The 24670-nt window shown below is 39.4% G+C and carries 23 protein-coding genes and 1 riboswitch; of the genes, 11 read left to right on the top strand and 12 right to left on the bottom strand.

The features are described from left to right. Positions 1 to 37 precede the first annotated feature (37 nt). The 4 genes from uca (at position 38) to AB3N04_RS06590 (ending at position 6718) form a co-directional block, all read left to right on the top strand. On the top strand, positions 38 to 3676 hold the full coding sequence (gene uca / locus AB3N04_RS06605; RefSeq protein WP_368505308.1) for an urea carboxylase: 3639 nt from the start codon (positions 38 to 40) through the stop codon (positions 3674 to 3676). Then, complete coding sequence (gene atzF, locus AB3N04_RS06600) at positions 3673 to 5421, top strand: allophanate hydrolase (RefSeq protein WP_368505307.1); 1749 nt, start codon at positions 3673 to 3675, stop codon at positions 5419 to 5421. Before uca ends, atzF begins: the two co-directional genes overlap by 4 nt. Positions 5422 to 5637: 216 nt before the next feature. Further along, positions 5638 to 6105, top strand: coding sequence for a YsnF/AvaK domain-containing protein (locus AB3N04_RS06595; protein WP_368505306.1), 468 nt, complete (start codon positions 5638 to 5640; stop codon positions 6103 to 6105). Positions 6106 to 6214: 109 nt separating this feature from the next. Further along, entirely contained in the window at positions 6215 to 6718 is a 504-nt protein-coding gene (locus AB3N04_RS06590; protein WP_368505305.1) for a YsnF/AvaK domain-containing protein, read from the top strand. Positions 6719 to 6763: 45 nt separating this feature from the next. Here the strand turns inward: AB3N04_RS06590 and AB3N04_RS06585 are convergent, their stop codons facing one another. The 8 genes from AB3N04_RS06585 to AB3N04_RS06550 form a co-directional block, all read right to left on the bottom strand. Further along, positions 6764 to 7078, bottom strand: a complete 315-nt coding sequence (locus AB3N04_RS06585; protein ID WP_368505304.1) for a hypothetical protein — start codon at positions 7076 to 7078, stop codon at positions 6764 to 6766. A gap of 6 nt (positions 7079 to 7084) precedes the next feature. Then, positions 7085 to 8689: a DUF6792 domain-containing protein gene (locus AB3N04_RS06580; protein WP_368505303.1), complete on the bottom strand. Its 1605-nt coding sequence runs from the start codon at positions 8687 to 8689 to the stop codon at positions 7085 to 7087. Between the two features lie 11 nt (positions 8690 to 8700). Then, a complete protein-coding gene (locus tag AB3N04_RS06575; RefSeq protein WP_368505302.1) occupies positions 8701 to 9303 on the bottom strand; it encodes a hypothetical protein in 603 nt (200 codons plus the stop codon). 266 nt (positions 9304 to 9569) lie between these two features. Next, complete coding sequence (locus AB3N04_RS06570) at positions 9570 to 10229, bottom strand: hypothetical protein (protein WP_368505301.1); 660 nt, start codon at positions 10227 to 10229, stop codon at positions 9570 to 9572. A 45-nt stretch (positions 10230 to 10274) separates the two neighbouring features. Next, positions 10275 to 10928, bottom strand: coding sequence for a hypothetical protein (locus tag AB3N04_RS06565; RefSeq protein WP_368505300.1), 654 nt, complete (start codon positions 10926 to 10928; stop codon positions 10275 to 10277). A 27-nt stretch (positions 10929 to 10955) separates the two neighbouring features. Then, a complete protein-coding gene (locus AB3N04_RS06560; protein ID WP_368505299.1) occupies positions 10956 to 11624 on the bottom strand; it encodes a hypothetical protein in 669 nt (222 codons plus the stop codon). 29 nt (positions 11625 to 11653) lie between these two features. After that, positions 11654 to 12322 (bottom strand): hypothetical protein, encoded by a 669-nt coding sequence (locus tag AB3N04_RS06555; RefSeq protein WP_368505298.1) that lies wholly within the window; start codon positions 12320 to 12322, stop codon positions 11654 to 11656. A gap of 45 nt (positions 12323 to 12367) precedes the next feature. After that, positions 12368 to 13030, bottom strand: coding sequence for a hypothetical protein (locus tag AB3N04_RS06550; RefSeq protein ID WP_368505297.1), 663 nt, complete (start codon positions 13028 to 13030; stop codon positions 12368 to 12370). Positions 13031 to 13192: 162 nt separating this feature from the next. On the opposite strand from AB3N04_RS06550, the gene AB3N04_RS06545 reads away from it, so the two are divergent. From AB3N04_RS06545 to AB3N04_RS06525, 5 genes are all read left to right on the top strand, one after another. Then, the gene (locus AB3N04_RS06545) at positions 13193 to 13591 is read left to right on the top strand and encodes an acyl-CoA thioesterase (protein ID WP_368505296.1); all 399 of its coding nucleotides are present in this window, start codon (positions 13193 to 13195) and stop codon (positions 13589 to 13591) included. 117 nt (positions 13592 to 13708) lie between these two features. Continuing rightward, the gene (locus AB3N04_RS06540) at positions 13709 to 14152 is read left to right on the top strand and encodes a HEAT repeat domain-containing protein (protein ID WP_317123281.1); all 444 of its coding nucleotides are present in this window, start codon (positions 13709 to 13711) and stop codon (positions 14150 to 14152) included. 163 nt (positions 14153 to 14315) lie between these two features. Continuing rightward, positions 14316 to 15308: a LacI family DNA-binding transcriptional regulator gene (locus tag AB3N04_RS06535; protein WP_368505295.1), complete on the top strand. Its 993-nt coding sequence runs from the start codon at positions 14316 to 14318 to the stop codon at positions 15306 to 15308. A gap of 248 nt (positions 15309 to 15556) precedes the next feature. Beyond that, the gene (locus AB3N04_RS06530; protein WP_368505294.1) at positions 15557 to 17260 is read left to right on the top strand and encodes an alpha-glucosidase; all 1704 of its coding nucleotides are present in this window, start codon (positions 15557 to 15559) and stop codon (positions 17258 to 17260) included. After that, positions 17253 to 18698, top strand: a complete 1446-nt coding sequence (locus AB3N04_RS06525; RefSeq protein ID WP_368505293.1) for a PTS transporter subunit EIIC — start codon at positions 17253 to 17255, stop codon at positions 18696 to 18698. Before AB3N04_RS06530 ends, AB3N04_RS06525 begins: the two co-directional genes overlap by 8 nt. 256 nt (positions 18699 to 18954) lie before the next feature. Here the strand turns inward: AB3N04_RS06525 and AB3N04_RS06520 are convergent, their stop codons facing one another. Both AB3N04_RS06520 and AB3N04_RS06515 read right to left on the bottom strand, forming a co-directional pair. Next, a complete protein-coding gene (locus AB3N04_RS06520) occupies positions 18955 to 19989 on the bottom strand; it encodes a M14 family zinc carboxypeptidase (protein ID WP_368505292.1) in 1035 nt (344 codons plus the stop codon). Between the two features lie 250 nt (positions 19990 to 20239). Further along, positions 20240 to 20734 (bottom strand): hypothetical protein, encoded by a 495-nt coding sequence (locus tag AB3N04_RS06515; protein WP_368505291.1) that lies wholly within the window; start codon positions 20732 to 20734, stop codon positions 20240 to 20242. Between the two features lie 36 nt (positions 20735 to 20770). Beyond that, a riboswitch (cyclic di-GMP riboswitch) is annotated at positions 20771 to 20855 on the bottom strand. Between the two features lie 232 nt (positions 20856 to 21087). Here AB3N04_RS06515 and AB3N04_RS06510 point away from each other — a divergent pair. Continuing rightward, complete coding sequence (locus AB3N04_RS06510; RefSeq protein WP_368505290.1) at positions 21088 to 21837, top strand: potassium channel family protein; 750 nt, start codon at positions 21088 to 21090, stop codon at positions 21835 to 21837. A gap of 15 nt (positions 21838 to 21852) precedes the next feature. Further along, positions 21853 to 22911, top strand: coding sequence for a DUF4236 domain-containing protein (locus AB3N04_RS06505; RefSeq protein ID WP_368505289.1), 1059 nt, complete (start codon positions 21853 to 21855; stop codon positions 22909 to 22911). A 351-nt stretch (positions 22912 to 23262) separates the two neighbouring features. Here the strand turns inward: AB3N04_RS06505 and AB3N04_RS06500 are convergent, their stop codons facing one another. Both AB3N04_RS06500 and AB3N04_RS06495 read right to left on the bottom strand, forming a co-directional pair. Then, positions 23263 to 23793: a GNAT family N-acetyltransferase gene (locus AB3N04_RS06500; protein WP_368505288.1), complete on the bottom strand. Its 531-nt coding sequence runs from the start codon at positions 23791 to 23793 to the stop codon at positions 23263 to 23265. Continuing rightward, positions 23777 to 24424, bottom strand: coding sequence for a hypothetical protein (locus AB3N04_RS06495; protein WP_368505287.1), 648 nt, complete (start codon positions 24422 to 24424; stop codon positions 23777 to 23779). Before AB3N04_RS06495 ends, AB3N04_RS06500 begins: the two co-directional genes overlap by 17 nt. Between the last annotated feature and the right edge of the window lie 246 nt (positions 24425 to 24670).

Genomic DNA, 24670 nt, shown 5'->3' with positions numbered 1-24670 from the left:
GAAAAGATCGATCAAATATGAGAGTGGAGGTTTTATCATGTTTACCAAAGTATTGATAGCCAACCGAGGAGCAATTGCCGTACGTATTGAGCGTACGCTGAAAAAGATGGGTGTGAAATCAGTAGCGGTTTACACAGAAGCTGATCAAGATAGTCTTCATGTCTCACAAGCTGATGAAGCTATTTTAATAGGAGAAGGAGCGGCAAAGGATAGCTATTTAAATGCTGAGCTCATTTTGCAAACAGCGATTGAAACTGGGGCAGAAGCGATTCATCCTGGGTATGGTTTTCTGAGTGAAAATGCTGAGTTTGCTAGAGCATGTCAGGATAAAGGAATTGTTTTTATCGGGCCAACGCCAGAGCAGATGAAGATGTTTGGACTTAAGCATTCTGCTAGAGAGATAGCCTTAAAGGCTGAGGTGCCGTTGCTTCCGGGAACGAATTTGATTACGGAACTAGAGGAAGCCCTGCAAGAAGCTGAAGCGATTGGGTACCCGGTCATTTTAAAAAGTACAGCTGGCGGTGGCGGAATTGGAATGAGAGTCTGTGAAGATGCATCTGCCCTTCGTTCTGCTTACGAAGGCGTACGACATCTTGCCGAAACGAACTTTAATAATGGTGGTTTGTTTTTAGAAAAATACATTGCCAAGGCGCGTCATATTGAAGTGCAAATTTTTGGAAATGAAACGGGAGAGGTAGTGGCATTAGGAGAGCGAGATTGTTCAATCCAACGTCGGAACCAAAAGGTGATTGAGGAAAGTCCAGCTCCGAATCTATCCGATGAAGTTCGTGAGCGCATGTATGCCGCTTCGAAACGTTTAGCAAAAGAGGCAGGCTACCGTAGTGCGGGGACAGTTGAATTTCTCTATGATCCTGACAAATTGGACTTCTATTTTCTTGAAGTCAATACAAGATTGCAAGTGGAACATGGAGTGACGGAGGAAGTATTAGGTGTGGATCTTGTTGAATGGATGGTGAAAGAAGCAGCAGGAGAATTAGAGGGCTTAGCAGGTGTTGAGAAAAAGCCTACTGGACATAGCATTCAAGCTCGTATTTACGCCGAAGATTGCTTGCAACAGTTTCGACCAAGTGCTGGTCAAATTGATCAAGTCATACTCTCTAACACGGCACGGGTGGAAACATGGTTAAGAGACGGGATCACGGTGACGTCCTTATATGATCCGATGCTAGCCAAAATCATTGTTCACGGTGAAAATCGAGAAGACGCACTTAGTAAGTTAACAGAAGCACTTGAAGAATCACGTTTCTACGGAATCACAACGAATCTTCAATACTTGCAAGAGTTGCTTCAAAAAGAAGAATGTCAAAGTGGAGAGGTTTACACGCAATTATTAGCGAACTTTGAGCCGAGGGAACATGCCTTAGAAGTCTTAGATGGGGGTGTGCAAACGACGGTACAAGATTGGCCTGGACGAGTGGGTCATTGGGATGTTGGGGTGCCACCATGTGGTCCAATGGATCCGTTGTCCTTTAGGATTGGCAACAAGCTTCTTGGGAATGAAGAGTCAGCACCTGGGTTAGAAATGACCTTACGTGGAGGTTCCTATCAATTTAGAGATGAGATTTGGTTTTGTGTAACGGGAGCGAATATGAACGCCCAATTAGATGAAGAAACCGTCACACTCTATCAACCAGTGTTAGCGAAAAAGGGTCAAGTATTGACCTTTGGAAAAGCAGAGAAAGGCATGCGTTCATATTTACTTATCGCTGGTGGATTGGATATGCCACATACATTAGGAAGTGCTGCAACCTTCACGCTTGGAGGCTTTGGAGGTCATGGTGGACGTGCTCTTCGCCCTGGAGATGTGTTGAATGTCAACAAAGGCGCAGAGCAGCCTGAAGGAATAGGACTAGATCTTCCTTCAGCCCCAGAAATGACTCGCACTTGGACGATTGGGGTCATCCCAGGTCCTCATTGTACAGAGGAATTTCTCGATCCTGACTATTTGAAGCAGCTAACAGAAACAAGTTGGGAAGTTCATTTTAATAGCTCCAGAACGGGAGTAAGACTTGTGGGACCTGCGCCAAAATGGGCAAGAGAAGACGGTGGCGATGCTGGGTTGCATCCATCTAATATTCACGATAATGCGTATGCAGTCGGAACCCTTGATTTAACTGGGGATATGCCTATTCTACTTGGACCAGATGGACCGAGTTTAGGTGGGTTTGTATGTCCGGTCACCACCGCCTCAGCAGAGTTTTGGAAATTAGGTCAACTACATCCTGGTGATACCATTCGATTCGAGTTGCTGACACTTGAGGATGCGGATGCGCTTCGTCAAACACAGGAGGAACAACTCGCCAAGTTGTTGGACGGGGTGAGAAGTGACTTGCAGCTTGAAAGTAGACTCCCTGCCAAAAGGGAATTACCAGCAAACTACCCAATCTTAGCTCATGAACACGAGAATAGACGCTTTCCAATGACAATACGTTGCTGTGGAGATGAATATTTGCTTGTTGAATACGGTGAAATGGAACTAAATTTATTGCTCCGCTTTCAAGCTCACGTCTTAATGGAGTCGATTAAAGAGAGTAAGGATATTCCATTTATTGAATTGACACCGGGTATTCGTTCCTTGCAAGTTCATATTGACCCTACCAAAACAACCGTATTAGAGGCTTGTGAAACCATTCTCGAGCTAGATCGTCAGTTGCCACCACTTGAAGAAATTGAAGTTCCATCGCGCATCGTGAAGCTTCCGCTTTCTTGGGATGACCCTTCCACCCAGCTAGCGACAGACCGTTATCAAAAAAATGTCCGACCAGATGCACCGTGGTGCCCAAGCAACCTAGAATTTATCAAACGAATGAATGGACTTGCAAACTTAGAGGAGGTCAAGGAGGTTGTCTTTGATGCAAGCTACCTTGTGCTCGGCTTAGGGGATGTCTACTTAGGTGCGCCGGTTGCAACGCCAATCGATCCTAGACATCGCTTAGTAACAACGAAATACAACCCTGCACGAACATGGACACCTGAGAATGCAGTCGGAATTGGTGGCGCGTATATGTGCGTATATGGGATGGAAGGTCCTGGTGGATATCAATTTGTAGGACGCACGATACAAATGTGGAATAAATTCCGTACAACTGAAAGCTTTGAAGCTGGGAAACCATGGCTGCTTCGATTCTTTGATCAAATTCAATATTACCCCGTATCAGCTGAGGAGTTAACGAAGCTACGTGAAGATTTCCCACGAGGACGTTTTGAAGCAGAGATTACAGAAACAACGTTCAAGCTTGGAGACTACTTGGAGTTCTTAGAATCGATTAAGGAAGATACCGAGGTTTTCCGCAAGAAGCAGCAGGATGCATTTAAGGAAGAACGTGAAAGCTGGAGAAAAATGGGGGTTGCTGAATACATTTCTGAACATGAAACCGTCGTTGAAAACGAAGAAGAAGAGCTCCCAGAAGGGGTAGAAGCGGTTCGATGCTCGATGCCGGGCAGTGTATGGAAGGTGCTTGTAGAACCAGGTCAACAAGTGAAAAAAGGCGAGACTATTATAATAGAAGAAAGTATGAAAATGGAGTTCCCGCAGCATGCCACTTGTGATGGCTATGTAGCATCGATCCATGTGAAACCGGGAGATGAGGTCCATGCAGGTCAACTCATTGTAGGAATTATGGAAGAAAAAGAAGAGGCGGTGTCGATCAAATGATGAAGATAAACTTTCCTGAACAATTAACAGTTGATTGGTTAAGAGAACAGTATCTCGCCTATTCACTCTCACCAAAAGAAGTAGCTGAAGAAATTATCAAACGCGCTGAAGCAGACACTGAGATGAACATTTGGATTACGCCACCTTCTATCGAGCTGATGACACCTTATATAGAAAAACTAGAAACGATTGACAGAGAAAGTGCTTCGTTATGGGGCATCCCCTTTGCGATTAAGGATAATATCGATCTTGCAGGTGTGCCAACGACGGCGGGCTGTGAGGAATATACGTACACCCCAGCTGAACATGCGGCTGTTGTAGAACGATTAATTGCTGCTGGTGCGATTCCAGTGGGCAAAGCAAATCTCGATCAATTCGCTACAGGGCTTGTCGGAACAAGAAGCCCATACGGAGAAACGCATAACTCACTTAGACCCGAATTAATAAGCGGTGGGTCGAGTGCGGGCTCTGCTGTTGCCGTCGCAAGAGGCCAAGCAGTCTTTTCATTAGGAACCGACACAGCCGGGTCCGGGCGCGTCCCTGCTGGCTTAAACAACCTGGTTGGATACAAACCGACTTTAGGGGCTTGGTCTACAAAAGGAGTTGTTCCAGCTTGTGCAAGCTTAGATTGTGTCACCGTCTTTTCTCATAGTGTAGAAGAGGCGATGCTCGTGGATCGCTATGCAAGAGGAATGGAAGAGTCCGATCCATGGTCAAAAGACGTTGCCAAACCGCAGCAAAGCTTGCCATCAAAACTCATCGTGCCATCGAATCCAATTGATTTCTTTGGACCTTATGCCAACGAGTATAGTGAAGCGTGGGATGCTGCTCTAGACCAATTAAAGAAAACGAACCTTCCGATTGAATATGTAGATACGACCTTTTTAAAGGAAGCTTCCGCTATTTTATATGAGGGGCCAATGGTAGCAGAGCGTTGGGCTGCAGTTGGTTCATTTGTAGAAGAACATCCGGGTGTTACTTTCCCAGTAACGGAACAGGTTCTCCGTTCTGGATTAAAGGAAACTTTCAATGCCCCGTCCGTTTTCCAGGCAATCCATCAGCTTCAAGCCTTTAAATTAAAGGCGAGGAGTGTTTTCTCGGATGCTGTACTGGTAATGCCAACAGCAGGGGGAACTTGGACAAGAGAACAAGTGAGAGCACAACCAATCCAAACAAATAGTGATATGGGACGTTACACGAATCACTGTAATCTCCTTGATTTATGTGCGATTGCCGTCCCAGCTGGCGAAGCTGCAGAGCAGCTTCCGTTTGGCATTACGCTCTTTGGTTTAGCAGAAAATGAAGGCTTAATCTGGGGAACGGCTGAACAATTTCCTCATAATACTAAAAAAGAAGAAGCGACCACATTAGTTGCTGTATGTGGCTTGCATATGAGAGGATTCCCACTGGAAAAACAAATGAAGGAGTGTCGGGCCACCTTTATTCGTGAAGCAGTGAGTGCGCCTAAATACCAAATGGTGAAATTAGCTTCGACCCCTGAAAAGCCTGGAATGATCAAAGACGAACGAAAAGGAGGGGCGATTGAATTAGAGCTGTGGGAAATGCCCTTATCTGAATTTGGAGCATTTGCAGCATCGATTCCATCTCCATTAGGTATTGGGAAAGTAGAGCTAGAAAATGGAGAGGAAGTACCAGGCTTTGTTTGTGAAGCCTATGCAGCAGAAACGGCCGAAGACATTACCGCAACAGGAGGATGGCGACATCAACTCGTGAAGAATAGATAAATGAAGGGTGTTTCAAAAGGGGCTTCAAACCTTTTGAAGCACTCTTTTTATATTTAGCATCCTCATTAAAATATTACTTATCCTTGAAATGGATAGGTAAATACTGTCCACCAGTACAAAAACCACAGTACTTTTTTCCAAGCATACTTCCCTTTAACGAGGTCATGATAGTATATGTACGTTTGCTACACACACTTTTTAGGGGAGGTTTTCCACATGGGCTTTTTTGATTTATTTGCAGAGGAAGAACCGAATAAGGAAAAACAAAAAGAAGTTCGTAAAGAAGGCCGAGATACAGAATTTGCTAATGAAGCACATTTAGATCTACGTCAAGAAGAGTTGGATATTCATAAACACCGTGTCGAAACGGGTGATGTTGAACTTCACAAGGAAATTGTGGAGGAAGAAAAAAATGTAAATGTTCCGGTGGCACACGATCAAGTGATTATCGAAAGAAAAGCAGTTGACCGTGAACCATCAGAAGAACCTATATCAGCAGAAGAGACAGTTCACATTCCTGTTACAGCTGAAAAAGTGGATGTGGAGAAGCACACTGTCGTTACAGGAGAAGTGTCAGCTCATAAACGCTCAGTTGAAGAAACGCAGCAAGTTCATGACGTGCTTCATAAAGAAGTGGCAGATGTTGAAGGCCATGGAGATGCAGAGATAATTAATGAGGATTAATTAGTCATTCTCACTCCTCCCTACTTAGCTTTTGTTAAGTAGGGATTTTTTTGATATTTATTCCTTCAATTGCTCAAACTAATCAAAATGGATCAAGGAGGAGTGTTAGGTGGGAAAGTTTATCTTAATTGGGGCAGTCATAGGAAGTTTAGTGGGTATGCTCATGAATATCACTATGGCAACGGGAATCATAGCTGGTGTAATTATTGGGGCGATCATTGGTACTTGGACTAAAAAGAATCACTCATCTGAAGCAAGTGATGATCACCAAACTACCATGCAGCTTAAAGAAGAAGAACTCGATATCAAAAAAGAGCGTGTGCAAACGGGTGAAGTAAAGATCCATAAAGAAGTAGTGGAAGACCAAAAAACAATTACTATTCCGGTCAAACGTGAAGAGATGGTAATAGAAGCTGGAAGTGAGGAAGAGCTTCGAATCCCTCTTAAGGAAGAGGAAATAGACATTAGCAAACACCCTGTTCAACTAAATGAAGTGACAGTTGAGAAGCATCAAGTCGAGGACGTACAACACATAAAAGAAACATTGAAAAAAGAAACCGCAGTTGTGGAATCAGAAGGACAAGCGGATGTTGTGGAGGAAGAGGACAAGTGAAAGAAAAGGAATCTCCATGCATAGAGGTTCCTTTTCTTTATTTTGTCACCCATACGTGTAATAAACAGAGTATCTCCGCTTATGCGCATCTTGATAGAAGCGTTGCGACCTTATCTGAAATTCTGGTACAGATGAAAAGAGGTGATGTTGACTAGTAGAAGTAGAAATACGTTCATATTGATTAGAAAAGGATAGGAGTGAGTCGATGTAGTCACCAGATTGCGATTCGATTAGTTGTTTGGCTTGATAAATGGTATGATTTGCTTCTTCATTCCGTTCAATAATCTTTCTGAAACGATTCGCCTGATCGTCGACAAGGGAACTCGAATGGTTCGTAAACGTATGAGTACGGCGAAACATATAGACTCACCTCGCATGGATTCCGATTGAACTGGCAATCGATTGGTCTGTATCAAACATTTCATTATACGTCGCCTGAAACGACGATAAGAAGGTTTCTAAGTGATTAATCTCATTTTCAACTTGCACAATCACGTCGTTAATAGGGTTTGTCATCGACTCATCAATCGGTTCAAAATAACGATCAAACTCAACCCGTTCAACCGTTCTAAATTCAGAAAGACTTCCACCGAGCACGCCTCCAGAATAGCTTCTTTTGGGAGTAGAGACCAATGAACCTGGAGAAGCTTCTAAAGCCTGCATTTTTGTTTGCAAATTTCGTTTTACGCCATCATATAGATCATCTAACTCTTGATGCATAAAGGCTCTAAGATCTTGTACGATCTGATATTTTTGCTCAATAGCATATTCATATCGCAAACTAAATTCCTTCAGGTCACTTTTGTTTAACATCACATACTTACCAGAGATCGCGTCTTGTACTTGGAATAAGGTTAGCTTCTCGTGCATTTGAGCATTGTAGTAATCAATGAGGGTCGATAAGCTGTGATTGTGAACAAGGTCCAAATTAGACCACACGTCATAGGCTTGATACCAAGTGCCTGGACTCTGTAACACACTAGAAGCTCTATTCTTTAATTCATGTGCTCCAACAAATAGCGCAAATCGTCCTTCTGGTCTTTTAGCCGATTGAGAAAGCACCTCTTTCCAGTTGGTCATTGTATACTGAACACCCTCCATCCCAACACGTTGATCCGTTTCCCGTATCATCCAAAAGAGAGCGCTCACGTTTGATTCATAACGTAGCTTATCTAAGTAATGGATAGGGGAATATTTAGCGAGATGCGTCAATGGATATTCACCTATATTGGGGAAATCCATGATATCCAAATCACCTACATAATGAATCTGCTGGCCAATATATAATTTCCCAGGAAAGCTTTGCGCATAGAGAGGATCCCCCTTAACACGCGTATGGCTAATGACCTTGGATTGCTCTTTATAGAAATCACGAGCAAGAGCAATGATGGTTTCTTCTTTGATGTTGGAATAGTTATTGGTACCAGTTGATGCTTCCAAAAAACCACCAAACTCTTCATCATATGAAGCCATCTGATAAACATTTATTGGAGCATCATTTAAACCGCGGACATCAGAAAATTCTTGCTTTTTTAAAGCCAAGCTAGTGATCAGGTGTCCTCCTAATGAATGTCCATCTCCATATAGTTCAAGTTCTTCTTTAGAAGGTAAGTAATTTTGAACAGAGTCAAAGAATAATTCAGCATCATCAATTTGTTCGGTATTTGAAGCAGTTGCAATACCAGTAGCGTTATAATATATGTCTTCAAACTTAGCGGTGCCGCGGAATATATAATAGACCTCGTTAATATTGTCTTCTTTGTTATAAAAGTGAATAGCTGAGCCGTCGAAGCCCGATGCTGTTCCTATGCCTAAATCATTACTGTGATAAATCTTCACATCTACATCATTTAAAACATAATTCATTTGCTCTTTAACAATCGATTTCACATCTTCAACTGTAAAGTCATCTGTATATTGTAATTCAGTTAAATAATTTCGTGTTTGATTATTAATGGTTGGTTTGCTCATGACAGACCCTCTTAATCTAGAAATTCAATACTCTTCATTAATTTCAAAGCAAATTCGTAATGCTCTTCAGGGTTTAATGCACACCCAAGTTCTTCTTTAAAGCAATTGGTTGAGTAAAAGAATTCTACGCTTCTATTAGAATGTTGATCCAGTACAAGTCCAAAGAATCGGTTCGCTTTGTGTTCCTTTGGGTCTTTAGTTGTTGCTGTAGTACCATTTAAAGATGAATGAGACAGCCCATGATAAATGGTTGTATCATCAAGTTTCATTTCCTTGTGTTGATTTTCATAAGCATAATTATTTAACATGAGGCTCAGAATGTTATCAGATAGGTCTGCTTCGTTATCTCTAAAACTAATCTTTACACGATAACTAACACCATCTTGTGTGTCCTCGTAAATTTGTGCAACCCAATTTTCGAAGCCATATCCTCTTCTCCCATAAAACTCCGGAGGATCACTTACCATCTGAAACTGGTCTGGAAACAGCATTCTATATTGTCCCGTTTTCGATTCAAATAAATGAAACTCATCCTCGACCCATTCTTCTGCAATAAACTCTTTAGTAAAGGAATCATTTAAGGCAGTTGCGTCTCCATCTATTGCTTTCACCACAAAAAAACCTCCCAACCCTAGTAGGAATATCAAGCTGATTATAACGATTCTCTTCTTCAATTCCATCACACCTAATCTTTAAAATCTTAACGGAACATAATATCTCTCTAAATTTACCATAAAATCACAATTGTTATAATAGATAGGAATATTTATAGCAGAAAATGGAGAATTTGAACTAAGGAATAGAAGAGTGGGATGAAGTTATCTAGTAAAATAGTTACAGGTGAATAGAGTATTAAATTTGATTAGGTACCCTTCATTCACTAAAGAAATTCAATACTCTTCATTAGTTTCAATGCAAATTCATAATGCTCTTCAGGGTTGAATCCACACCCAAGTTCTTCTTTGTAGCAATTGATTGAGTAAAAGAATTCCACGCTTCTATTGGAATGTTGATCGAGTACAAGTCCAAAGAATCTGTTCGCTTTGTGTTCGTTTGGGTTTTTAGTTGTTGCTATAGTACCATCTAAAGATGAATGAGACAGCCCATGGTAAATGGTTGTATCATCAAGTTTCATTTCCTTGTGTTGGTTCTCATAAGCATAATTAGTTAACATAAGGCTCAGAATATTGTCAGATAAGTCAGTTTCCTCATTTGTAAACCTAATATTCATGCGATAACTGATACCATCTTGTGTGTACTCATAAATTTGAGCAGCCCACTCTTCAAACCCATCCCCCTGTCTCTCATAAAACTCCGGGGGATCACTTATCATCTGAAAATGGTCTGGAAACAGCATTCTATATTGTCCCGTCTTCGATTCAAATAAATGAAATTCATCCTCAATCCATTCTTCTGCGATGAACTCCTTTGTGAAGGAATCATTTAATGCAGTGGCTTCTTTATGCATTGCCCTGAAGGCAATGAATCCGGCTAGGGTGAGCAGTACTACGAAACTGACAATGATCGTTCTTTTCTTCACCTTCATCACACCTAATCTATAAATTCTTCTCTAAAAGCATATGGCTTAATCTAAGAATTCAATGCTGTTCATTATTTTCAAAGCAAGTTCATACTCTTGCTCTGCATCTATTTCACAACCATGCTCCTCATTAAAACAGTCTACTGAATAATAGAATTCAACTAATTGGTTTGACTGATCATCACTAACAAGACCGAAGAAACTGTTGGCTACATTTTTGGTAGGATCCTTAATAATGCCTTTACCATTTTCAAGTACTATCCGAGAGGACCCATGATAAATCGTCTTATTTTCTGTGGGCAACTCTTCATATTGATTATCATAAGCAAAATTTCTAAGCATGCTATTTAAATCAGTTTTGACAAAATTTGCTTCACTGTTTGTATATGTAAGTTTAAATGAATAATTTATGCCCTCGTCACGAAGTAGGCCTAACCAATGTTCATAACTACTTCCTCGTCTCCCATAAAACTCCGGAGGGTCACTTACCATCTGAAACTGGTCTGGAAACAGCATTCTGTATTGTCCAGTCTTCGATTGGAATAAGTGAAAGTCATCCTCGACCCATTCTTCTTCAATGAACTCTTTAGTAAAAGAATCATTTAACGCAGTTGCTTCTTTATTTATTGTCTTGAAGGCAATGAATCCGGCTAGGGTGAGCAGTACTATGAAACTGACAACGACGATTTTTTTCCTCAACTCCACCACACCTCTAATATGAATCTATTATTCATCTGAAAATTCCACGCTTTTCATAAGCTTCAAAGCAAATTCGTATTGTTTTGCAGCGTCTAATTTGCAGCCAAGCTCCTCTTTATAACAAATAGTAGAATAGACGAATTCTACTGAGCGATTTGAGTGAACATCTCTTATGAGCCCAAAGAAATTATTGGCTTCATTTTGATTCGGATCTTTTAAACCGCCTTCTGGATCATTTGAATCCCAAAAGGAAGCACCATGGTAAATGAGAGTGTCATTTGTTTTGATCTCTGCGTATTGATTCTGATAAGAGTGATCTTGAAGCATAATGTTTAGCCGTGTTCTAACTAACTCTTCTGCTTCATAGTTTCTAAACATAACTCTAAAGTCATAACGGATTCCATCCTCGGAATCATCATATATTAAGGCATTCCACATCTCAAACCTAGTATCACGTCTCCCATAAAACTCCGGAGGCGCACTTACCATTTGAAATTGGTCAGGAAACAACATCCTGTATTGACCAGTTTTCGATTCGAATAAGTGAAAGTCATCCTCGACCCATTCTTCTGCAATGAATTCCATTGTAAAGGAATCATTTAATGCAGTCGTGTCGCCATCTATTGCTTTTACCACAATAAATCCAACTAGCGTGACTAGGGTTACCAAACTGACAATAAGCATTCTTTTCTTCAATCTCATCCCGCCTGATCTCTAATATGTATTTATTGTTTATCCAAGAATTCAACGCTTTTCATAAGCTTTAAAGCAAATTCATACTCTCCCTGAGTATTTATTTCGCATCCCCGTTCTATTTCAATACAATCTAGTGAATAATATATCTCTACCGTTTTATTTGAATGTTCATCACTTATTAATCCAAAGAAAATATTGGCTTGGTTAAAGTTAGGATTATGTATGGTTGCTTTAGGACCTTCAAAGAACAAAGAGGAGGAACCGTGATAAATAGTTTTATTGCTTGAATTAATTGTTTCATACTGATCATTGTAAGCATGGTTGTTTAACATGGAATATAATTGGTTTTCTGTTAAATCAACTTTTTCATCTTTAAAAGTTACCTTAAATGAATAGGCTATTCCTTTGCTGTTGTCATTTGAAATTTGACCAACCCAGTGCTCATAAGAATCCCCCTGTTTCCCATAAAACTCCGGGGGGTCACTTATCAGCTGAAATTGGTCTGGAAACAGCATTCTGTATTGTCCAGTCTTCGATTCAAATAAGTGAAACTCATCTTCGACCCATTCTTCTGCGATGAACTCTTTAGTAAAAGAATCATTTAACGCAGTTGCTTCTTTATTCATTGTCTTGAAGGCAATGAATCCGGCTAGGGTGAGCAGTACTACGAAACTGACAATGATTGTTCTTTTCTTCACCCTCATCACACCTAATCTTTAAATTCTCCTCTGATCTCACATCGCTTAATCAAGGAATTCAATACTTTTCATTATCTTTAAAGCGAATTTATACTGTTCCTCAGTATTTATTTCGCAATTTAGTTCTTCTTTAATACAGATAGTGGAGTAAACAACTTCTATTGATTGATTTGAATTTTGATCTTGAACCAATCCAAAAAAGTTATTTGCCCTGAATTCTTCTGGATTTTTATTTTCACCTCTTGGCTCATCCGGGTCCCAAAAAGACGATCCGTGTACAATTGTTTTATCATTTAGTTGTACTTCCTGAAACTTGTTATTATAAGAGTAATTCTTAAGCATGGTATGTAAGCGAACTTCTTCTACATTAGGCAACTCGTTTCTTAAAGTAACTCCTAAGTCATAGCTAATGCCGTCCTCGTTTTTTTCAATAATTTTTGCTCTCCACATTTCAAACCCATCACCCTGTCTCCCATAAAACTCTGGAGGCTTACTTATCATCTGAAATCGGTCTGGAAACAGCATCCTGTATTGTCCCGTTTTCGATTCAAATAAGTGAAAGTCATCCTCGACCCATTCTTCAGCAATGAACTCCTTTGTGAAGGAATCATTTAACGCAGTTGCATCTCCATTCATTGCATTTACCACAAAAAAACATCCCAGCCCGAGTAGGGGTATCAAGCTGATCACAATCATTCTTTTCTTCAATCACATCACACCTAATCTTTTAAACGTTTCTTCAGCTTAATAGCTTTTAGTTAAATTTACCATATAATCTCAAGTTTTATAATAGGTGAACGATTTTAGGAGGAAAAAAGCTTACAAGGAAGAATTCTTTGATAAAGAGTTATAAGAGAGTGGGTGAATGGGATGTATCAAACAACAATTGTACCGCGTGTCTCAGAGACGGACGGGGCAGGGCATATTAATAATACGACTGTACCCGTTTGGCTAGAGGCGGGGCGCCATGAACTGTTCAAATTATTTACACCTAATCTATCCTTTGAAAATTGGAAAATGATCATTGTCAAAACGACGCTCGAATATGTGAGTCAGATTTATTATGGTCGGGACGTGGAAGTGAAGACATGGGTAAAGCGAATTGGAAACAAAAGCTTAGAGCTGTATGAGGAAATCCATCAAGATGGTAAGGTATGTGCGAAAAATGAAGCGGTCTATGTGAATTTCAATCTCGAAACCCAGCAGTCAGAAGAGATACCAGATGAGATCAAAGAAGAGCTAAGACAACATTTTTATGGAGAAAACTAATTAGACTAAGTGGACATGAAAACCAAATTTAACGTATGTAAATCTCCTAATCGTGCTACAATGGTTTGTAACACATTTTTTACTAATAAGGTTCGACCATAAAGGAGATTGGATAGCTTGAGTAATCATAAAGTAAAAACAGAAGTACCTGAGAATTTAAATGAATTAAAGAAATCGGTAAATAGAACAGCAAACTGGAGAGAGCGTCTAGATGCTGTAGAAGAGTTAGGCCAATATAAAAGCAGAGAGACGATCGAATTATTGAACCATGCCATGAAAGGTGATTCGGTGTATCTTGTGCAAGAAGCAGCCTACCGTCAGCTTAAGGGACTTGGTGAAAATGTAACGATGCCACCTCGCAAGGATGAGGATGCAGTCAAGGGAACTAAGAAGATCTTCATTCGTATTAAGAAAAGCTTACCAAAGGATCACTCTTATGCTGACTTCAAAGAGAAGTTGAAGAAAATGAGAGTCGATGTGTACGATACGTACGAAGGCGATAAAGGCTCTGACTTTGATAAATGGTTAGAAGAAACATGGGCAGAACTACCAAGTAGATAATGGAACTCAATAGTGTGACATGGACCTCTGTGATAAATGCAGGGGTTTTTTGGGGTTCGAAATATGAGACGTCTTCTGATTAAGCCATTGCATTATCATTCTTTGCTAAAGTAGAATAAGTATGAAACTGATTTCATGTTTATTTGACTTGGAGTGATCGACTTTGGCTAATATATCAGATGTTGCAAAATTATCGGGGTTATCGAAAACGACGGTATCAAGAGTGATCAATAATCACCCGTATGTGTCAGATAAAAAAAGAGAGCTAGTACAAAAAGCGATGCAAGAGCTTGGCTATACGCCTAACCCTTCTGCGAGAAGGCTTAGAGGACAGCTAACAACAACGATTGGAGTTATTGTTCCAAGAATCATCAATCCATTTTTTTCGTATTTAGTGAATGCCATTGAGCAGGCTGCCTACAAAAAAGGCTACCAAGTGTTGATTTGTCAAAGTTATGAAGATAAAGAAAAAGAATTAGCTTTTTTAAATTTATTAAAAACGAAACAAGTAGATGGAATTATTATGACGTCGATTGAAAATGATTGGAAGGTCATCAAGGCGTATAGAGATTACGGAGCTATCTTGCTATGCAATGATTATGTTGATCAAGAAATTGTTCCCATGATCCGCTTAGATCAAACGAAAGGTGCATACCTTGGCATAAAGCATTTAATTGATCGAGGCCACAAGAAAATTGCATACTGTACAGGTGGATTGTTCGATGAAGAGGGCAAAGGAAAAGATCGTAACCAAGGCTTCCAACAAGCACTAAGTGAAGCTGGAATGAAGATTAATCCGAAATGGATTTTTATTAATAAACATACAATTGAAGACGGTAAACAAGTCATGAGACAAATTGTAGAAATGAAAGAACGTCCAACCGCGATCTTCACGGGAAGTGATGAAATAGCAAGTGGCATGTTGATTGAAGCGAAGGAGCATAGATTAAAGATTCCTGATGATCTGGCCATCATTGGATTTGATGATCAGCCAATTGCAGAAATAGTAGATCCGAAGCTCACAACAATTCGTCAGCCCGTTGATCAAATGGGAGAGAAATCAATCGAAGTGATGCTTGAAATGCTAGATAATCCGGGGATGGAGATAAAAAATTACGAGCTTCCTATTGAACTAGTTGTGCGCCAATCTACATAAGTTTTAAAACGAAACCAAAGAGCGAAGTGAAAATAAAAGCGTTGACATAGAAAAGAATGAAAAATATAATGAGATTTATAAAACGATTTCATTATATTTTTTTGAGCAATTATGGAACCGATACCATATTGAGTTTATTCCCAAGTTTACTGAATATCACAATTAATAAGTACAATCAATATCATATTTTTTTATGACAATATGAAACCGATACCATATCGAAAAGATGAACTGATGGAGGGACAATTATGGAGAAGCAATGGTGGCAAAAAGAAGTGATTTATCAAATTTACCCTAAAAGTTTTTATGATTCAAATAATGATGGAGTAGGTGATATTAAAGGGATTACAGAGAAATTAGATTACCTGAAATCGTTGGGGATTACGATGGTATGGATATGTCCAATCTATCAATCTCCGATGGCGGATAATGGCTATGACATTTCGGATTACTATCAATTAAATCCTGAGTTCGGAAAAATGAAAGACCTTGAGGAATTAATTGCTCAGGCCAAAGAGAAAAGGGTTAAGATTGTCCTTGATCTTGTTATTAATCACACTTCTGATGAACACCCGTGGTTTCAAGACCTATTAGAAAACCCACAGACTAGTAAGTATAGAAATTATTATATCTTGAAGGATGGTATAGACGGCGAGCCACCTACTAACTGGCGCTCTGTTTTTGGTGGTAGCGTGTGGGAGCCGTTAAATGGTACGAAAGAATATTATTTTCATTCGTTTGGGGTTAAGCAACCTGACCTCAATTGGGAAAATAAAAATGTAAGAGAAGAATTATATAAAATGGTGAACTATTGGTTAGAAAAAGGTATTGCTGGATTTAGAGTTGATGCGATAACGTTTATAAAGAAAGACCAGAGTTACGATAATCTTCCCGCTGATGGGGTCGATGGACTAGTAAAGTGCACAAAGAAGACGCGTAATCAACGAGGAATTGAAGTATTCTTGCATGAATTAAAGAAAGAAACATTTGCTAAGTATGATTGTGTGACGATAGGAGAAGCTCCTGGAGTTCCTTATGAGCAATACGGGGATTACATTGGAGCGAATGGCTATTTTTCAATGATTTTTGATTTTAGATATGCAGATCTTGATGTAGCTTCAGGTAGTGAGTGGTTTAAGCGAGTCGATTGGGATGTGTTAGATTTAAAGAAATTAATCTTCACGAGCCAACAGCAAATTCAAAAAGCAGGCTGGGGAGCTACCTTCTTGGAGAACCATGATCAGAATCGCTCACTCAGTAAGTATATTAAAGAAGAAAAAAATAGAAACTTCTATTCGGCAACAATGCTAGGAGCGATGTTTTTCTATCTTCGTGGTACGCCTTTTATTTATCAAGGTCAAGAAATTGGAATGACAAACTTTACTCGTAAAAGTATTGAAGAGTTTGATGATATATCAAGTGTTGATCAGTATTATCGTTCTATAAAAGAAGGTTTTAATGAAGAGGAAGCTCTACATTTTATTAATTTAAGAAGCCGCGATAATTCAAGAACCCCGATGCATTGGAACGATCAAGCATACGGTGGGTTTTCAGAAGTTGAACCTTGGTTAGGAATGAACGAAAACTACAAAGTAATCAACGTTAAAAGCCAAGAGCAAGACTCAAATTCTATCTTGCACTTTTATAAAAAAATTATCAAAGTTAGACAGACGAGTGAGGCAAGAAATTGCTTAATTTACGGCGATTTTGAACCTGTTTTAGAAGATCATCCAACGATTATCGCGTATAAACGGATACTCAATCACCAAGAAGTGGTCTGCTATTTTAATTTCTCATCTAAGAGTCAACCAGTTGAATTAAATAATCATTTGTATGATGTTTTATTAAACAACTACAAAGAGAAAAATACATTCAATTCAAATCAACAATATGAGCTGAAACCGTATCAAGCACTAGTACTTCAAAAGAAAGAAGCGAGCTGCTATGAGTGAAACTAAATATGAACGTATAGGGAAGGAAATCATTAAGGTCATTGGTGAAGACAATATTGAATCGTATGTTCATTGTGCAACCAGGCTGCGATTCACTGTTAAAGATCGTGAGAAAATTGATGATGAAGCCATTGAGAACATTGATGAAGTAAAAGGTGTGTTCTATAATGCCGGACAATACCAGGTTATTTTAGGTACAGGTACGGTCAATAAAGTCTATTCTGCTCTAAAAGACGGGCAACCTCATAAGGAGGATGACCAAGGATCAAAAGAACCGTCATCTCAGCATAAGGAAAGAGGAATAAGAAAGGCTGTACGAACATTAGCCGATATCTTTATTCCGATCATCCCAATTATTGCGGCAACTGGTCTCTTTCTTGGATTGAAAGGTGTACTATTTAGTGATGTCTTCCTAGATTTAATCGGGATGAGCATTGATGATATTCCCGAATACTTACAGACTCTTATATCCGTTTTGACTGATACGGCTTTTGCGTTTTTACCAGCTTTAATCTGTTGGTCTGCATTTAGGAATTTTGGAGGCATGCCGATTATTGGCTTTGTCCTTGGGTTAATGCTTGTGTCTCCTGCACTTCCTAATGCGTATGCGGTAGCAGATATCAATAGTGGAGTAGAACCAATTATCGCTTTTGGCTTTATCCCGGTTGTTGGGTATCAAGGTAGTGTGTTAACAGCACTTGTTGTAGGGATTCTTGGGGCAAAGCTTGAAAGAAAACTACGAGCAGTCATGCCAAATGCGCTTGATCTGATCTTTACCCCATTTTTTGTTTTACTATCGATGATGATCACAGGTCTACTCATTTTAGGACCGTTGCTTCATTTTATCGAAATGGGATTAGTGTCAGTAGTAACCGGCCTCATTGGAACTCCGCTTGGGGTGGGCGGATTACTCACTGGATTCATTTATCCGTTAGCTGTGATGACGGGGATGCATCATTTATTTATTATGATCGAAACGACCTTGCTTGCTAACACAGGCTTTAACCCGTTGATCACGTTATGTGCAATGTACGGATTTGCCAATGCTGGTACGTGTTTAGGCATTACGACGAAAGCGAAAAAGAGCACAGTAAAAGTTACAGGGGCAAGTGCGACCGCGACACAGTTACTTGGTGTCAGTGAACCGGCCTTGTTTGGTGTAGTGATGCGCTATAGCATGAAACCGCTTTATGTGATGATTTCTTGCTCAGCTGTTGGTGGAGCCATCCTATCATTACTAGGTATCCAAGCCAATTCCTATGGTCTTGCTGTTATTCTTTCTCCACTCATGTATATCTATGATTTGAATCAGTTGTTAGCTTATCTTGTCGTTTCCGTCCTAATCTTTGTGGCGGCATTTGTGATTACCTACCTATTTGCCGTGCCAAAAGAAGTGATGGTAGAAGATGAAAATCATAAGGATAGGAAGGTAAGTTAGTAAAATAAGAACACCGAAGAAGTCTATGGCATATGCTTAAGGCTTCTTCTTTTTAATCTAGAGAGTAGAAAGCTTTATAAATTAAAAAGGTTATATTTCATGCACTAGAATACCCTTAACAAGGCCACTAGTGATCATCTCTTTATGAATGCTCTATATCCAATTTTCTAGCTTTGCAGGGTTAAAGAAAGATTATGGTTTTTCGTAATATAAAAAGTAAAAGAAACCTCCAAAATCTGGAGGTTTCTTCATTATTTTAATAGCTGTAATGCTGTTCCGGTAGATTATCATACACTGCTGGGTCTGCTGTGTTGATAGAACCGTCTGCGATTGCTTTTGCGGTAGAATCCATAGCCTCAAATGCCTGCTTAATGAGATAGCCATTAGACTTTTGACCAAGAACGAATGGTTCATAAGAATGATCAGCCATACCGCGCATTTCAAATAAAATAACAGAAATATCATATTGCAGCGCCATGGCGTTGGAGGCCACATTTGGATTTTCACTAGGCTCGTCAAACTTAAGAATATGCGCCCAACCTTTAGAACCTACTCCTTCAAGTAAAGTGGTGGCTAGCTTTTTTGAATTTGTGACAACCTCGGGATTTACTTCAGGATGCTGAGGAGTAAGAACAGCACCAGAAGTCAGTTTGCCGTAATAATCTTCTTGTGTTCCTTGGTGGTGAAAATCAATCATATAATCAACATCATATTTTTGAAGAACATTTTCATGCAAAGCTCTGGTTTCAGGTGCTACTTTGTTAACATGATCTCGATTTAAATCTAATCGATCGGCATTAAAGCGGGTCAAGTTGCGACCACTTGCCATGTAATTATCAAGTGAGAAGTTGACATCACCCATAGCCCCATCTGCATTTAGCATCGGTACAATAAGAATATTTACATTCTCAAGCATTTCATTTTTCTTTCGGTTATTGGTACCGAGATGACGGATATAGTCAAGCGCTCCCTCTGTGATCAATGCCTCATTTCCGTGTTGCTGTGTTAGGTAGAGAATAGTTGGGTTATCAGGGTTTGTAATATACTTAACTAGGAAAAGGTCACGACCTTTTACAGTTTGCCCAATCACTTCTAGCTCCATTTGCTCTTGTTTTGCAGCTTCTTTACTTAAATAATCAGCCATTTCATCATATGTAGTCAGCATTGCAGTCTGTACTGTCTCCTTCCCATTAACATGAGGTCCATTCCCAATAGCCTCTGCATGGGTGAGTGGAAGACTGGTACTTGCTAAGACTGCCGCCATCGATAGTGCTAGCCATTTTTTCTTCATCTTGAAACCCTCCTATTATTTAAATATTTCGACTATCCAAATTATAAAGCTGGGAGGGATATATTTCCACATACTTGAAACATTCTTGTTGAAAATGAAGCATAGTTACTGGAAGGAAAGAAGATTGATAGGTATATAGAAGTGTCTGATCACTAATAAAAACACCTCTCCATTTAGACCATGTCTAAAATGGGGAGGTGCTTTTGTTTGATGCTATTTATAGTTTGAACAACTTATAGACTATCTATTCCTAATCTAATGCAACACCATTTACATAGTAAGTATTAGTGCTAGAAACAAGGTTAACTTCAGTAACTTTATGTCCGGAATTTCCTGGAAAATTCTCACCGACTTTTGGAATTGAACCTTCTGCAATAGTGTTAGACAGACCATTTAAATTAAACCCATTAATCTGCTTCGCCGTTCTCGACTGTGAATTAATGTCACTAGTTAGTGAAGAGGTTTTATTATGCTCTACAGTGTGAGTCTGTTCCCCTCTAGTGCCTTCACCCGTTGTCCACTCTACAGTAATTTCATACGTATCAACAGACTCATAAGTGAATTTAAGATCTGCAGCTTCCTTTTGCAATTGAGCATTATTGAGACCTAAAGCATTCTGAACATCGCCTTTTCCAACAAAGCCAGTACCTGTTGTAGAGTCAAACGTTACTGCTGCAAATGCAGAGCTTGAAAATACTGTCAGTGCTAATGCACCTGCTGCAAACCCCATTACTATCTTCTTCATTTCCAATTTCCCCCTCGAATAATTTGTTAAAAATCAACTAAGGAGGGCCGGTTACACCACTAGCTTCATATAGCCATAGGTGTCCAAATAAAGGCTATACTTCATTGCTTCCCAAGTAAAACAGTTCAGAACTATACTCCCTTATCGTGGCCACGAGAAATTGGGTGCAATGTCTATAATTGGTAGTATATATTCATCTTTAATAATAGAAAAGCATTTTCTCTCGACAAATTCCCCTCATTTATGCCTTGAATTACTGGCATTTACATACTTCGGAATTGAGTCTATATTTTCCAATAAAATCCTGTTAAAATGTACGTGGACATTTTCAATAAATAAAAGGAGTCATTTTGATGGAAGTAAAAGCAGAACAAACGATTTCACCTACTTTCCCACGCAAAGATAAAATTATTTTTCTATATGAATTACTAATGGCGATATTAGCTTTGATTTCAGTCATTTTTATTTGGAATGATAGCCATTGGGTTAAAAACATAGACTTTATCATCTGGTTGATTTTTGTAGTAGATGTTTCGGTACGATTAGTTAGGAGTGATAATAAAATTCAATATCTGAAAAAGAACCCTCTTGATCTTATTGCGATCATCCCGTTAGATAGTATTTTTCGATTGGCAAGGTTAGCGCGTTTGGTCCGTGTTTTACGAGCACTAGCAATATTAAAACATTATATGCAGCCTCTTCATGCTATTTTAAAAACGAATAATTTAGATAAAGTGATCATCTTTTTAGTGATTGTTATTTTTATAAGCTCTATTCCTATTCAGTATTTAGAACCTTCTATTAAAACATACAATGACGCGGTATGGTGGGCAATTGTTACATCTACAACTGTCGGTTACGGCGACATTTCACCAGTAACGGTAGTGGGCCGATTGATTGCCGTCTTTCTCATGATCTTTGGAATTGGTTTATTAGGACTAGTTACTAGTTCAGTAGCTTCTTATTTTATGAAAAGCAACACTGGTCAAGAAAGTTCAACGGTTGTCTATATGAAAGGGCAGGTTGAAAAAATAGAAGAGCTTTCAAATGATGAAATCGATCGGTTAAAAACATTACTTGATAGCTATAAAAAGCACGGATAAAGAAAGGATGATTCGGTGGCGAAACTTAATTTTAGAAAGAGCGTCAAGCTTGGCAACAGTGGGGTGCGCCTTAATCTCAGCAAACGAGGAGTTGGGATGAGTACAGGAGTAAAAGGCTTGCGCGTAGGTGTCGGTCCAAGCGGAGCTAGAGCAAGAGCAAGCCTACCTGGAACCGGCCTTTACATGGAAAAACGGATGGGAGCTTCAAAGCGAAAAGCTACCTCTAAGCCTAGTGTAGATCACCCATCAAACGAAGCGATTTTAAACGACTACCAAGCGATTGTGCAAGATCTCCAGTCTTATCACAAAGAGTCGGTCACACCGATTAACTGGCATGAGGTTATTCAGAACTCTCCATTTGCAGGTGAAATAGGCCCGAGAGAGAGACAAAAACGAGCGGAGTTAAACGATTACCAGCCAAACTTCTTCGTTCGCCTCTTTAGACTAGAAGGCATGAAACGAAAATCATTAGAACAAGAAATTCAAAGAGCTATGGAAGAAGACAAGAAAGCTTACGAAAACTGGCTAGCAGAAAAAGAACTAGGCGAAGGCGTCTTGCAAGGGGATCGAGCTACTTTAGAAAAGCTCATACAAACGAAGTCTACTTTCTATCGTAATCAAGCAATGGCAAGAGAAATAGTTGTAGGGATAGAAGAGCGAAACGGGAAGATGGTAGGGCACGTCTCAATTTATGCCTTATTAGATGAAGAGTTCCCAGAGTTTGAATTATCCCTCACGAAGACTGGTAAACTATCGGAAAAGAAGCTGACGAAAACAAAGTATTACGAGCTGCTATCGAATCATGTATGCAGTGTCACCATACGGGTGATGAGAGAATTATTTGATCTCACCCCGGTTGACGAGTTGATCATCAACGTGTACAAAAAGGAATTAGACACGGCTGTTGGTAGAGAAAAAGAGATGGTGATCCTAACGCTGAACGTCACCCGTAGAGAGGTTGAGCCCATCCATTTCGCGATGATTCAACCGTTCGATATGATCTCCAATCTTGAAAACCACCGTATGACTTTTAGAAAGACAAAAGGATTTGCTGAGGTGGAGGGGCTTATGTAAGGGGATAATTCAAAGGTATCTGGCTTAGTGTTTTTTGCTCTCTATGTGGTTAAGGTAGTAATTTCCAAATATTTACACCATTTGTGAATAAAATGCCCTGTTTCGTTTAAAAACTAATTTATTTGTAAATAAATATACGTGTTCATTTAAATAACAAGGGAATTCGTTCATATAGGTATATGCACATAAAAAAAGACGCCCCAAAGGGCGTCTTTTATGCGTATTGCGGCGAGAGACAGCACTCCACATAGTGCATTGCCTAAAAGGCGCGTCAATCTCGTCTTATGCAAATTAGCTCATCGCTAGAATAGTATATCACTGTTTAGATTGAAAATGAAGTGGAAATTTTCTCTACTTGAAATCTTCCCTTACGATCCCATAAACAGCTAAATCAAAATATTCTCCAAATCGATAAATATGCTGCTTTAATGTGCCTTCGTATGTGAGACCAATTTTCTCCATGATTCTCCAAGATCCAGGATTACTAGTGAAGGCTTGAGCATAAATCTTGTTTAACTTTAATTCTTTAAATCCAATTGTGAGGACCGCGGTTGCTGCTTCCGTACCATAGCCTGTCCCCCAGAAAGGCTTTCCTATCCAATAACCTAATTCGCCACGGTTGTTTGCTTGGTTCACATGAATATTAATAAGGCCTACTATTTCATGTGTGCCCCTTAAGGTAATAGCAAAAATGACAAGTTTTCCTTTGTTTGCAGCTTCCAACACATTACGAATAAAATCTTTGGCAGACCCTTTGGGATAAGGGTGAGGGATATTTGAGGTTGTTTTAGCTACATCATAATCACCTGCTAGCTCCTCTATTCTCTCATAATCCCCTAACGAAAGTGGTCTTAGACGTAATCTTTTAGTTTCTAAAATCATAAACGAATGCCCCTCTTTCACTTTTAATTAATGGAGCATCTCTATGCACAACATGATGGTAATCTAACTCAAGGAAGTACATCGCTTTACTGAGGGTGTCATAAAAGAAAGGAACAAATTCCAACTCATTAAATACATAGACATCTATGGATTGATCTTCCCTTTTGAATGCTTCATTTATTCGGTGATTTCCATTGATACAATAGAGTTTATTGTCCGTTAAAAAATCGCTTTGAAGGACCATGACAGGATTTTTATGGTTAGGTTTTATTTGTGTTTGATCTTGATTGATATTGCCTTGGTCAACGGCCTCAATAATCGTTGAAGGTGAGAAGCGGCTTGGCTCAAGGCGCTTCTTCTTAATGAGAGCAGTGGCTCCATCAATGTCTAGGGCATACTCAAACACGCCTGTTGGGTAGTCCGCATACAAAGAAAATGTTTCTTGTCCAATAGGATGAATCACTGGGTACGTTTCCTTAACTAGCCGTAGGTCCAAGAGGTCTTTCCATGTTGACGCAATTTCTGCTCCTATCGCTGAATGTCCCTCCATTTCTTGAATACACGATTTAATATGGGTAGAAGGATTAAAAACCCGTGATTTCTCTTCATATTCTTTAATTGTGTGGACCATAAAGCATTCCCCTCATTCTCGATCTTTTTTCGACTTTAAGTATGCTCTTAATAAAAAGACAATCACTAAAGCAATCCCTGTTGCATAAAGAATAAATTCGGCTATGTAATAAAACAAATCATTTTGCAAAGTTCTTGCCTCCTCTTACAACTTTTATTATCTAAATCTTACCATCTATAAAGGCATATGTGGGAGGTGGGTTTTAAAAATCATAAATCACCTCCAACTTGGGGCATACTAAGGCTA

The sequence above is a fragment of the Alkalihalophilus sp. As8PL genome, assembly GCF_040939795.1.
Classification (GTDB): Bacteria; Bacillota; Bacilli; order Bacillales; family Bacillaceae_D; genus Alkalihalophilus; species Alkalihalophilus lindianensis.
The sequence above is the reverse complement of the archived record's forward strand: the minus strand, read 5'-3'. Positions and strand labels throughout refer to the sequence as shown.